The 12,878-nt window shown below is 59.3% G+C and carries 10 protein-coding genes; 6 read left to right on the forward strand and 4 right to left on the reverse strand.

Annotation, left to right across the window (positions count from 1 at the left end):
- From ACOQOY_RS02540 to ACOQOY_RS02555, 4 genes are read right to left on the reverse strand one after another with little or no spacing between them, the layout of a single operon-like run.
- Positions 1-1,053, reverse strand: coding sequence for a Rieske 2Fe-2S domain-containing protein (locus ACOQOY_RS02540; protein WP_420583916.1), 1,053 nt, complete (start codon positions 1,051-1,053; stop codon positions 1-3).
- A gap of 4 nt (positions 1,054-1,057) precedes the next feature.
- Complete coding sequence (locus tag ACOQOY_RS02545) at positions 1,058-1,393, reverse strand: carboxymuconolactone decarboxylase family protein (RefSeq protein WP_420583917.1); 336 nt, start codon at positions 1,391-1,393, stop codon at positions 1,058-1,060.
- Positions 1,394-1,403: 10 nt separating this feature from the next.
- The gene (locus tag ACOQOY_RS02550; RefSeq protein ID WP_420583918.1) at positions 1,404-2,162 is read right to left on the reverse strand and encodes an amino acid ABC transporter permease; all 759 of its coding nucleotides are present in this window, start codon (positions 2,160-2,162) and stop codon (positions 1,404-1,406) included.
- A 9-nt stretch (positions 2,163-2,171) separates the two neighbouring features.
- Positions 2,172-2,912 carry an amino acid ABC transporter ATP-binding protein gene (locus tag ACOQOY_RS02555; protein WP_420583919.1) on the reverse strand — a complete coding sequence of 247 codons (741 nt, stop codon included), beginning with the start codon at positions 2,910-2,912 and terminating at the stop codon, positions 2,172-2,174.
- 121 nt (positions 2,913-3,033) lie between these two features.
- Here ACOQOY_RS02555 and ACOQOY_RS02560 point away from each other — a divergent pair, with 121 nt between their 5' ends.
- The 6 genes from ACOQOY_RS02560 (at position 3,034) to ACOQOY_RS02585 (ending at position 12,867) form a co-directional block, all read left to right on the forward strand.
- Positions 3,034-3,804 carry a transporter substrate-binding domain-containing protein gene (locus ACOQOY_RS02560; protein ID WP_420583920.1) on the forward strand — a complete coding sequence of 257 codons (771 nt, stop codon included), beginning with the start codon at positions 3,034-3,036 and terminating at the stop codon, positions 3,802-3,804.
- A 151-nt stretch (positions 3,805-3,955) separates the two neighbouring features.
- Positions 3,956-4,861 (forward strand): LysR substrate-binding domain-containing protein, encoded by a 906-nt coding sequence (locus tag ACOQOY_RS02565; protein ID WP_420583921.1) that lies wholly within the window; start codon positions 3,956-3,958, stop codon positions 4,859-4,861.
- 147 nt (positions 4,862-5,008) lie between these two features.
- Positions 5,009-6,319, forward strand: a complete 1,311-nt coding sequence (locus tag ACOQOY_RS02570) for an aspartate aminotransferase family protein (protein ID WP_420583922.1) — start codon at positions 5,009-5,011, stop codon at positions 6,317-6,319.
- Entirely contained in the window at positions 6,316-8,733 is a 2,418-nt protein-coding gene (locus ACOQOY_RS02575) for a GcvT family protein (RefSeq protein ID WP_420583923.1), read from the forward strand. The genes ACOQOY_RS02570 and ACOQOY_RS02575 overlap by 4 nt, the downstream gene beginning before the upstream one ends.
- The gene (locus tag ACOQOY_RS02580; protein ID WP_420583924.1) at positions 8,726-11,203 is read left to right on the forward strand and encodes a GcvT family protein; all 2,478 of its coding nucleotides are present in this window, start codon (positions 8,726-8,728) and stop codon (positions 11,201-11,203) included. The genes ACOQOY_RS02575 and ACOQOY_RS02580 overlap by 8 nt, the downstream gene beginning before the upstream one ends.
- On the forward strand, positions 11,200-12,867 hold the full coding sequence (locus ACOQOY_RS02585) for a thiamine pyrophosphate-binding protein (RefSeq protein WP_420583925.1): 1,668 nt from the start codon (positions 11,200-11,202) through the stop codon (positions 12,865-12,867). Before ACOQOY_RS02580 ends, ACOQOY_RS02585 begins: the two co-directional genes overlap by 4 nt.
- Positions 12,868-12,878: the final 11 nt, after the last annotated feature.

A 12,878-nucleotide genomic window follows, 5' to 3' on the forward strand; every position in this document is an offset into this window, starting at 1 on the left:
TCAGATATCGGCTTCCTCGGCGATCCGTTTGGCAACCCGAGCCCGGAACCGCATTGCACCCGCATCCAGACCCAGATTGATATACCCGGTTTTGCGCCGCGCCATGCCGGTCTGAACATATTCCAGCACGTCTTTATCCTCGTTAAACGCCATCACGGCGCCGTCGAACATCCGCTGAGACATCGCCGCATCATCAGCGTGCATATTGCGATGCTGGAACCAGAAATAGCGCGAGGTGTCGCCATCGACCGGCGTGATGAAGTTATAAGAGATATTCACGAATGCATTCGGCGACAGAGCGCGATCGGCCCCACCTTCTCCTGTCGGGGTGTAGACCGACATATTGACCGCGGTTGAGGGCAATCGGCATTCATAGTGCTGCTTGCGGTCGCAATTGGGGCCAAAGGGCAGGATCGGCGCGTAATAGGGCGGCGCGGGCTCATCCGCGATCCATCGAGAGACGATCACGCCCTCATCCGTTTCCTCAATATCCAGCGGCCGGTTGTCGGTGCCTGCCCCCGCGAATGAGGTCAGATGCACCCATGCCACATGGCTCGGGTCCAGCAGATTGTCGATGATGTATAGGTAATGGCACGCCATCTCCATTGCGCCCTTTTGGGTTTTTCCCCAGTCCGGGTTGTCGAAATTGGGGATGTCGATGATGTCATCCGTGCTGGCCTGTGCCGGGTCACCCATCCACAGCCACAGAAAGCCCCAACGATCCTCGGCCGGATAGGCATACACGGCGGCTCGGCGCGGCGGGTTGTCCAACTGGGTTGGCGCGCTGACGCATTCGCCGCCGCAACCAAAGGTCAGCCCGTGATAGCCGCAGACCACGTGGTCGCCTTCGACCGTGCCACGCGACAAAGGCAATTTGCGATGCGGGCAGGCATCCTCCAAAGCGACCGCTTTGCCCTTTGTGTCGCGGTAAATGACGATCTCTTCATCCAGCATCCGTACCGCGCTGAGCGTACGGTCAAAATCCTCGCTGCGACCGGCAACGTACCAGCAATTGCGGATGAACCCTTTAGCTCCGGCCAGATCGGGGCGCATGTGTCTACTCCGAGAATGTGTCGAACGCCTTGAGCGCCTTGGCGCTATAGGCATAGGAAGGGCCACCGCCCATGTAAGTTGCCATAGCCAGCGCCTCGCACAGCTCTTCGCGCGTGGCCCCTAGACGCACCAGCGACCTGACATGGAACCCGATACAACTGTCGCATCGTGTCGCCACGGCGATCCCGAGGGCGATGAACTCTTTGGTCTTTTCACTCAGCACGCCATCGGCCTTAGCGGCCTTGCCCATGATGCCGAAGCCCCGGACCGTTTCCGGCACCTCTTTTGAGAAGGTCCCGATGTTGGCTTCGGTTTCCGCCATAAAGTCTTTCCAGTCCATTGAAGCCTCCTTATCCGCGCTCATCCGCGCCCATGCGGCGTTCCAGCCAGCGCACGCCCGCACTGATGATCAGAACCAGGATCAGGTATTCAAAGATCAACAGCGTGTAGATTTCCAGTGGGCGATATTCGGTCACCACCAGCTCATTCGCGCGGCGGGTCAGTTCCTGCATTCCGATGACGCTGGCAAAAGCGCTCATTTTAACGATGTAGATGAACTGGTTCGCAAGAGGCGGCAGAATGCGGCGGATCGCCTGCGGCAGGATCACATAGCGCATGGTTTGCACATAGTTCAGCCCGATGGTCTGCGCCGCTTCGCGCTGACCGCGCGCGATGGATTGAATGCCAGCGCGGTAGATTTCCGCCGTAAAGGCGCTGTCGGAAATGGCCAGCGTGATGATTGCACCCCAAAACGGGTCAATTGGGATGTTCATTCCCATCGACTGAAACACAATCGGCAAACCGTAAAATACCCAGAACAACATGGGCAGCAGCGGAATGGCGCGGATGAATTCGACATAGACGCGGTTCACCAACCGCCAAGCGCGTTTTTCCGAAAGCCCTGGCAGAGCCACCAGCAAGCCGATAACGATAGACAGAACTGCGGCGATCAGCGAGATCTGAATGGTCGCGCCCATGCCCGAGATCAGGAATTTCACATTGGTCCAGCCCGAGTCTGTCGTTGGGTCGATCACATACCAGCCCCAGGTCTGTGAGGACGAACAGCCCGTCAACAGCAGCAGAGGCACGATCATCAGAAGTTTTTTCATCGCTGCCACCTAATGCTGCAAGATCTGGCTGAGGAATTTCCGGCACCGTTCCGATTCAGGATTGGTGAAGAAATGTTCCGGCTTGCCCTGTTCGACAATCTCACCGGCATCCATGAAGATCATCTTGTCGGCCACTTTGCGGGCAAAACCCATTTCGTGGGTGACGACCACCATAGTCATGCCCTCCTGTGCCAGCTCAACCATGACATCCAGCACCTCAGAGATCATTTCGGGGTCCAACGCCGAGGTCGGTTCGTCAAACAGCAGCACCCGCGGCTCCATGCATAGGGACCGGGCAATTGCCACGCGCTGTTGCTGCCCACCGGACAGTTGGATCGGGCGCTTGTCTGCCTGGTCCGGAATGTGGACGCGTTCAAGATAGTGGCGCGCTCTTTCCTCGGCCTCTTTGCGACTAAGGCCACGGGCCTTGATCGGCCCGAGTGTCAGGTTCTCAAGCACCGTCAGATGGGGGAACAGGTTGAATTGCTGAAACACCATGCCGACCTCGGATCGGATCGTCGCCACGGATTTGGGATTATCCGTCAGCTCGACCCCATCGACGCGAATGGTGCCTTTCTGGTGTTTCTCCAACTGATTAATACAGCGCACCACGGTCGATTTTCCGGAACCGGACGGACCGCAGATTACGACCTTTTCCCCACTGTTCACCGTTAGATTGATGTTTTTAAGTACATGAAAAGTGTCGAACCACTTATTCACATCGACAAGCTCGATCACGGCGTCTGGCATCAGCTGAACTGCCCTTATTTTATTCACAGCGGAATAATCTGTTGAGGTCATCCTTACCTTTACGCTTAAATCAACTGGTACAACAGCAGCAAGGCCCAACCGCCACCAACGGGAGAAACACATGAAAACATATTGGAAAACCGCAGCCGCTGCGGTGTTCGCGCTGGCTCTGACCGGCGCCGCACATGCGCAGTCGGCCCTGAACGAGGTACTGGACTCGGGTGTCCTGAAGGTGGGTACGACGGGGGATTGGAACCCGATGTCCCTGCGCGACCCGGCCACCAACAGCTATAAAGGCTATGACATCGACATCATGAACGAGCTGGCCGCTGACCTCGGCGTCAAGGTCGAGTATGTGCCAACTGACTGGAAAACGCTGGTCAACGGCGTGGTTGCTGGCAAGTACCACCTGACCGGATCGGCCTCGATCTCTCCGCCGCGCATGAAAGTTGCCGGGTTCTCGGACAGCTACATCTCGGTCGAGCTGTTCCCCTATACCAGCAAGGACAAGGCGGACAAATTCGACGGGTACGAGTCGATCAACCAACCCGGCGTCAAAGTTGCCACAACGCTGGGCACGACTTTTGAAAAACGCGTGCGCGAATGGTTCCCGAACGCAGATATCAAAGTGGTCGAAGCGCCTGCACGCGGCTTTCAGGAAGTCATCGCAGGTCGGGCGGATGTGTTCATCACGTCGAATATCGAAGGCTCGACTCTGGAACAGAAATTCCCGGTCGTTCGTGTCAAAAACGCAGGCCCAAGATCACCCTCGCCCATCGCCATGATCCTACCGCAAGGCGATCAGATCTGGATCAACTATGTGAACAACTGGATTGAGGTCAAAAAGGCCCAGGGCTTCTTTGAACAGAACAAGGAAAAATGGGGCCTCTGATCCAGACCCCGCACAGCGCCCGGCCGAAATGGCCGGGCGTTTTCGTTTCAACAGGTGCCTGAAGAACGGCGCAGGCAACTGCCAGAGCGTATGCGACAGCTTTCCGGAATACCCTTCTCAGATGATTGCAGCTTGTCTATAAAACCTGCTCATGAAACGTGATCTGCCAAATCTGGTCGCCTTAAAAGCCTTTGAGGCCGCCGCACGACTTGGAAGCTTCAAACTGGCCAGCCACGAGTTGCACGTCACGCCCACAGCCATCAGCCACCACATTCGACGGCTCGAAGAGGACATGGGCGTACAGCTGTTCATCCGCAGCACCCGGCAAGTGACATTGACGGAGAAGGGCCAGAAGCTGATGCGGTCCTGCGCCGCCGCGTTCGACATGATCGAAGCCTCGGCGGCCGAGATTTCGCACACCAGCGACCGTCCCGTTATCACCATCGCAACGGGGCCGTCCTTTGCGGCCAGGTGGCTGACCCCGCGCCTGACACAGTTCTGGCAGGACTTCCCCAATGTGGAACTGCGCCTGAACGGGTATTCCAGCGGCGATAACCTGTTGCAGCAGAAGTCTGACCTGACGTTTATCTGGGGTGACATAGACATGCACAACAGTGCGGCGCGGTTAATCCTGCCTGTCCGTGCAGTGCCTGTTGCCAGCCCCACTCTTGTTGCGCGTCTCGGCATGCCGCGGAACCCGTCGGACATCCTTCAATACCCGCTGCTGCATTACAAAAACCGAGATGAATGGCACTTCTGGCTGCAATATGCCGGTATCGCCACTCCGACCGAGAGCAGCGGTGCAATCATGGACGATGCGAATGTGGTGTTCCGCGGTGCGATTGAGGGACAAGGCGCAGCGATTGGCTGGACGCCTGTGATTGATCCCGAAATCCACAGCCGGCGACTTGTTGCCCTGTCGACGGTTTGCCCACCGCAAAGCCGGGGGTACCACGTGGTTGTCAACAAAGCCGCCAAACACAATCCCTTGCTGGATGAGATTGTCGAATGGTTTGTCGATCAGGGGCGACATTCTTCTCAAAGCCTGCTGCAATGATGCGGTCTGGAATGGATTGGAATAGTTAAGTTACACTCATCTATTGGGTCGGTATTTCTGTGTTGTCGAACGCGTTGGTTTTCGCGTTCAGTACGGTCAAAGCGCCGGGCTTCATCGCCCTGACCTTTGCCCGACAGGAGAGCGCAAATGCCCGCACCGATGTCAGCCAATGCCGATCTGGCCGCCCGCGCCCAAGCTGCCCTGCCCGGCGGCGTCAGTCACGAGCTGCGGTACCGCCGCCCCTATCCCATTTACATCGAGCGCGCTTTTGGGGCGGAGAAATGGGATGTCGATGGCAAACGGTATATCGACTTCAAACTGGGCGCAGCCAGTCAGATACTGGGCAATTGTCACCCTGCCGTCACCGAAGCTGTCGCCCAGCAACTTGCCCGCACACCCTATACCGGTGACTGCCATTTACTTGAGCTTGAATGGGCCGAATGGATTCAACGCCTTGTCCCTTCGGCCGAGCTTGTACGCTTTACCGGGTCTGGCACCGAAAGTACCATGCTGGCCCTGCGGCTGGGACGGGCCTTTACCGGCAAGGACAAGGTCCTGCGCATTGATGGCCACTTTCACGGCTGGCATGACCTGCTGCTGACCGGGGCAAAGCCGGGACATGACGGCGCGCCGTCGCTGGGTGTGCCCAAAGCTATCTCGGATCTGACGGTGGTTGCGCCGCCCGAAATCGAAGCGATCTCGGCCCTGCTGGAAGCCGATCCCGACATTGGAACAGTTTTCGTCGAAGCCTCGGGCGCGAATTACGGGTCGGTTCCACTGCCAGATGGGTTTCTGCACAGGCTCAGAGATCTGACGACGCGCATGGGTCGGGTGCTGATTTTTGACGAGGTCATCACCGGATTCCGCTGGTCTCCCGGCGGACGTCAGGCGCGTGACAATGTGGTACCGGACCTGACCACACTGGCCAAGATCGCGACCGGAGGGTTGCCCGGCGGGATTGTCTGCGGGCGTCGCGACATCATGGATCTGCTGAACCCCGGAACATCCCGCGATGGTCTGGCCCCTCCGGTCAGCCACAAGGGCACGTTCAATGCAGCGCCTTTGGTGGCTGCGGGCGCGATTGCCGCGATGAAACTGCTGGCGACCGGCGAAGTGCAAAGCCACGCTGACGCGATGGCAAAACGCCTGCGGGATGGCCTCAACGAGTGTTTCCGGACACGCCAGATCAGAGCATTGGCTTATGGCGACAGCTCAACCTGTCACCTGTATTTCGGCGACACGTCCATCGACGGACTGAGCGCGGCGCAGATCCGCTCGGCTCCGTCTGAACTTGTTCATGGCTTGCGAAATGGGTTGCTGGACCGTGGGGTCGACTTCATGTCGTTTACCTCATGCGTGACGTCCTCGGCGCACAGCCCCGAATTGATTGATGAGGCCATTGGGATCTTCGACGACACACTGGCCAATCTGGACCAAACCGGGGTCATCCCTGCATGAGCGCCCTGCCTCATACAGCCCGCACCGTCATAATTGGCGGCGGCGTCATTGGCTGTTCCGTCGCCTATCATCTCGCCCGCGAAGGCCGCAAAGATATCGTGGTACTGGAAAGGTCCAAGCTGACTTCGGGTACAACATGGCACGCGGCAGGTCTTGTCCGGCGCCTGCGCCCCTCAGCGACGCTGACACGGCTGATCAACTATTCCATTGATCTGTATAAGGAACTGGAAACCGAAACCGGCCAGCAAACCGGCTGGCTTCAGACCGGGTCCTTGTCAATCGCAACGAACCAAGACCGTCTGACCACACTCAAACGTCAGGTCAGTCTGGGCCGAGCCTTTGGCCTCGAAGCCGAGGTGGTTGACAAACAGCGTGTCGCAGAATTGTGGCCGCTTTTGCATACGGATGATGTCATCGGCGCGGTTTATTCCCCTGCGGACGGTCGGGTGAACCCCTCGGACGTGGCGCTTGCCCTGTCTAAAGGGGCCAAGGCGCGCGGCGTTCGGTTTTTTGAAGACACGCGGGTGACGGGGCTACGGAAAGAGAACGGGCGCATCTGTGGCGTCGAGATCAATGACCATGTCATCAAAACGGATGAGGTCGTGATCGCCTGTGGCCTCTGGTCGCGCGAGGTTGCGGCCATGGCTGGCGCTCATATGCCGCTTTATGCCTGTGAACATTTCTACATCCTGACCAAACCCCTGCCCGAGATTCAGGCCCTTGGCAAAGGCGCGCATCTGCCGACGTTGAATGATCAGGATGGGTTTCTGTATGGGCGCGACGACGTCGAAGGGCTTCTGGTGGGTAGTTTTGAACCCGGTGCCAAGGGCCTGCCGTTGGACCGTCTACCGCGCGATTTCAGTTTTGATCTGCTGGATGAAGACTGGGACCACTTTATGCCCATGATGGAGAACGCGCTGTATCGGATACCTGCCTTGGAAAAGGCCGAGGTGCGCATGCTGCTGAACGGGCCTGAAAGCTTTACGCTGGACAGCCAGTTCATGATGGGGGAAAGCCCCGAAGTGCCGGGGCTGTTCCTGATGGGCGGCATGAACTCGACCGGTATTGCGCTGGCCGGGGGCGCGGGCAAGGCGATGGCCGAATGGATCATTGCGGGCGGCCCGACGATGGAGCTAAACGAGGCCGATATACGCCGCTTCGGCCCCGAAATGAACGTTCTGGGCGCACTTGAGTCCCGCATCCCCGAGGTGCTTGGACGGCACTATGACATTGCTTATCCTGGGCGCTCGATGGACAGCGCACGCGGCCAGCGCCGGTCGCCGCTGCATTTCGGGTTGCGACAGGCCAACGCGCATTTCGTTTCGCGCGCCGGATGGGAAAGGGCGGAACATTTTGGAGGCGACGAGGCGCATTTGCCGCTGACATTTGGTGTGCCCAAATGGCGGGATCAGGTGGGTATCGAAGTAGAAACCTGTCGAAACGGGGCCGCCATTCTGGACCAGTCGGCCTTTGGTAAAATCTGGATTCAGGGGCCGGATGCCTGTGATTTCCTCAACCATGTCTGTGCGGCAGAGATGGACGTGCCAAAAGGGCGGATCGTCTACAGCCAAATCCTGAATGCGCAGGGCGGTATTGAATCAGACGTTACCGTGCAACGTCACAGCGCGGATCGTTATCTGATGATTGTGGGGGCCGCAGAGGTCGTGCGCGACATGAAACACCTGCGCGACTGCAAGCGCGATTTTAGGGTCGAATTTACCGACGTAACCTCGGGCTATGCCATTGTCGGGCTGGCCGGGGCGCAAGCGGCAACGGTCCTGCAAAAAGCATCCGCTGATGTGCTGCCCAAGATCCGGCGCTTTCACTTCGCGCCTGTCGAATTCGGCTTGGCCCGCGGCTGGGCGGGGCAGCTGTCTTATACCGGAGAGGATGAGTTCGAGCTGTATGTGCCTGCCGACATGGCAATGGCTGCATATGAGGCGCTGCTCGCCGCCGGGGCCAGCCACGCGGGACTGTTTGCAAGTGCCAGCCTGCGGATCGAGAGCGGGTTTCGGGCCTGGGGGCATGAGATGACGCCCGGCATAACGCCGTTTGAGGCCGGAACCGAGGCGTTCATTGGCTGGAACAGTGACTTTGTCGGCAAAGACGCCCTGTTGGCGAAGCGCGGCGAAAAACCGGCCCGGCGCATCGTGTCGATGCTCTTTGACAGCCCCGACGCCATCCCAATCCATGACGAACCGATCTGGTATCAGGGTCAGGTCGTCGGGCAGATCACCTCGGCCGCGTGGAGCTATCGCTTTGGTCGTTCCGTCGCATTGGCGATGATCAAAGCACCTCTGGACCTGTTGGCAACCGGGCAGGTCATAAGCGGTTTCGAGGTCGAAATCGCCTGCACCCGTTTTTCTGCCCGCGCCTCACTAAAACCCGCCAAAGAGGCGTTTGCATATGACTGACACGACACGCACAACACAGGTTGCCATTATCGGTGGCGGGATCATGGGTGTTGCCGCTCAGTACCAACTGGCCGAGAACGGCTGGACCGACACCATCCTGTTTGAAAAGGCGGAACTCACCAGCGGCTCAACCTGGCACGCAGCGGGACAGATTGCCCATGCGGTCGGCAGCCGTATCGCCGGTTGGATCAACAAGACCTCGATCGAGACCTACAAACGTGTCGAACGGGAAACCGGCCAAAGCATCGGCTGGCACGAGGTCGGAGGGTTTCGCATCGCCACCACGGATGATGAGGTGGATTGGATGAAATCCATCATGGGCGTCGGCAGACTGCTTGACCTGCCGATGGAACTGGTTGGGCCGGAAGAGGTCGCCCGGGGAAACCCGTTTTACAAAGTGGATGACGTCAAGGCCGCCGTTCAGACTTTTGAGGATGGGCATATCGACCCCTCGGGCGTGACCATGGCGCTGGCCGCCGCGGCGCGGGCGCGTGGCGCAAAGATTGAGCGACGCAATCAGGTCGTCGGGGCCAGCCGCAAGGGCGATATGTGGCTGTTGCGTACCGAAAAGGGCAACGTGCTGGCCGAACATGTGGTGATTGCTGCCGGTTCCTACGCCAATCAGGTGGGTGAATGGTTCGGGTTAAAAATCCCCTCGGTCTCGTGCCTGCACCATTATCTGGTCACGGATACGGTGCCCGAGTTTCAGGATCGGCCGGAACTGCCGGTCATGCGCGACAACGCCTTTGGCGGCTATATCCGGCAGGAACAAATGTCCGGCCTGATCGGAATCTACGAAGGTCATGTCTGCCCCACGGTCTGGACCATGCCGCAAGGCGCGCCGTGGAAAGCCGAGAACGAGCTGTTCGAGGCCGACTATGACAGCATCAGCGATTTCCTGATGGTGGCCTTCGACAAGATGCCCATTCTGGCCGATCTGGGAATCAAGCGTGTTGTTCGCGGGGCTATCACGCATACGCCCGATGGGGGCATGTTGGTCGGCCCGTCCGGTGCGCCCAATGTCTGGCTGTCCTGCGGGTCATCCATCGGGCTGGCCTGGGGCGGCGGGGCCGGAAAAGTGCTGGCCGACTGGATGGTACATGGCGAAACCGAGATCAATACACGCAGCATGGACCCTCGGCGCTACGGCGGCTTCGCGACCGACACCTATATCGTCGAGCGCACCAAAGACGAGTTCATGCGTCGCCACGACACGCCCTGCCCCGGAAAGCAGTTCGAAAGCCTGCGGCCCGTGAGACGGCATCCACTGTATGACCGCTTGGCCGCCAAGGGTGCGGTGTTCGGTGAGGTCGCGGGCTGGGAACGGCCTCGCTATTTCGGTGCCTTGGGTGAGGTCGAACAGATCGGCTGGGGCCACCAGAACTGGCACGAAAACGCGGAGCGTGAGGCCATTGCCACGCGGCAGGGTGCCGGGGTGATTGATCTTTGTGCCTTTGCCCAGTTCGAGATCACGGGCAAAGACGCGGGTGATTTGCTGGAACGTCTCTCGGCCAACAAGATACCGGCCCGCGAAGGGTCCATCGCCTTGTGCCATCTGCTGACCGATAAGGGCCGCTTCGAAACCGAGATCACGGTTTGGCGCGTCAACAAAGAGCGCTATTTCATAGGCTCAGCCATCGCGCGCGCGACGCCGGACTTCGACTGGATCCGCTCGCATATCCGGCCCGGAGAAGATGTGCAGGTGGTCAACCTCTCGAACGATTGGGGGATGCTGGCCCTGTCCGGCCCGGCCAGCCGCGACATTCTGAGCCACGCTACGGATACAGACTTGTCGAACGACCGTTTCCGTTGGTTGTCCGGGCGAGAGATCGAAGTGTTTGGCATCCCCTGCTATGCCCTGCGCGTCGCCTTCACCGGCGAATTGGGGTGGGAACTGCACCTGCCCTTGGACCGGATCGGAGAACTCTACGATAAGCTGCATGAGGTCGGTGCCGCATACGGGCTTGTCGATCTGGGCAGCTATGCGTTTAACGGCCTGCGGATGGAAAAGGCGTATCGCGCCTCTGCGGAACTGACCACCGATGTTGGGATGTTCGATGTCGGACTGGATCGTTTTTTCCGCAATGAGGGTCGGGAGTTCATCGGCAAAGAGGCCGCTCTGGCCAATCGGGACCACACCCATTGGGAACTGCTCTACGCAGAAGTCCACAGTACCGGAATAGACGTACATGGTGGCGAGCCGGTGCTGTTGAATGGTGAACCCGTGGGCCTGACCACGTCTGGCGGTTACGGCTATACCATCGGCAAAAGCCTTGCCTTCGTCTTTGTGCGCAAGGGCACCCCTCGCGCCGGTCTGAGTGTACAACTTCTGAACCGGGAATATGCGCTCACCATTCATGACAAAGCGTTGTTCGATCCCGAAAACCTGCGCCTGCGGGGCGCGGATTTGCCCGAACCCTACCCGACAGCAGCGAACGCGCCACACGCTTTGGCAGGAGAAACAGAATGACCACAATCACCGGCGGCGAAGCCGTTTATCGCGTTCTGAAAGCCAATGGCATTGATACCGTCTTTGGGTTGCTTGGGGGCTCTATGCTGGAACTTTACGACGCCATGTATAAGGGCGGTGACATTTCCTATGTCGGCGCACGGGACGAACGGGCAGCGGGGCATATGGCCGACGCTTGGGCGCGCATGACCGGCAAACCCGGCGTCGTGCTGGGTGCACAGGCCGGGCCTGGGGTCGTCAATATCGTCACCGCAGTGGCTGAGGCGCATCTGGCCTATTCGCCCCTTGTGGTGATCGCCGGAGCCATCAGCCGCTGTGACCATGCCAAAGATACGTTTCAGGAGGTCGATCAGGTCGCGCTGTTCGCGCCCATTTCCAAGCGATCCGTCATGGTCAGTGACGCCGCTCGCTTACCCGCGATGCTTGAAGATGCGATCCGGCTGGCCAACTCAGGTCGCAAAGGGCCTGTGGTTCTGCACGTCCCCCGTGATCTGTTCGCCGATTTGATTCCCGAAAGCGATCCGGAACCGGTCAAAATCGCCCGCCCCGGCCCCGCCGCGCCCGAGGATGTCTCAGCCATCGCCGCCCTGCTGGCGCAGGCGAAACGGCCCGTCATATTTGCCGGTGGTGGATTCAAATGGAGCGGCGGACGGGATGCTCTGACAGCTTTGGTCGAAACGCTTGAGATACCCGTTGTCGCGTCGACCGGACATGCGGATGTCATGCCACATGGGCATCCTTGGTTTGCCGGTCAGGGTGGTCCGCGCGGGAACCGGGTGGCCAGCCGCCTGACCAAAGAGGCCGACGTGATGGTCGTTCTGGGCGCGCGGCTTGGCTTTAACTCGACTTTTCACAGCAATGATTATGTGGGGGCCGAGACCCGCATTGCCCATGTCGATCTGGAAGGCTCGGCCGTGGGGCGGTATTTCCCTGTTGAGATCGCCGTGCAAGCTGATGCGCGCCTGACCGCAGAGGCGCTGACAGTTGCTGGCACAAGGCCAGAGGCAGACGAATGGCGGGCAGCGTTTCACAAGGATATGGACAGCCTGAGGGCCGAACGCAGCGTTGAAGCGCAGATCGACACTCTGCCCATGCACCCCCGCCGGGCCTTGGCAGAGCTGCGCAACGCTCTGCCCGAGAGCGCCGTCGTCACGCTGGACACTGGAAATACCTGCCTACAAGCCGCCGATCGGTTGGCGCATTATCAGCCGCTCTCGCTGATCACGCCGCTGGATTTCGGACTGGTTGGTTTTGGATTGGCCGCTGCCATCGGTGCCAAGGCCGCTGCCCCAGAGCGACCCGTAATTGCGGTTATGGGCGATGGTGCGGTCGGTTACACCATGATCGAAATACAGACTGCGGTGCAGCACAATCTGCCGATCATCGTCGTCGTGCTGGATAATGAGGCTTGGGGGGCCGAGAAAGCCTATCAGCAGGAATTCTACGGCGGACGACTGCTGGGCGCGGAAATCCGATCCCCCCGTTTCGACAAATTTGCCGAACTTTGTGGTGCCAAGGGGATCTGGGTCGACGGCCCCGGTGGGCTGGGTACGGCGCTGGACGAGGCTGTTACCAGCAACCAGACCACAATCATTCAGGCCAAAATCGACCCCAAGGCGCTGATGACCCTGCGCAAGGACCTGTTCAAAACAGCAAAACACTAGGCCGGCGCGAC

The organism is Ruegeria sp. (genome assembly GCF_965221235.1).
GTDB lineage: Bacteria > Pseudomonadota > Alphaproteobacteria > Rhodobacterales > Rhodobacteraceae > Ruegeria.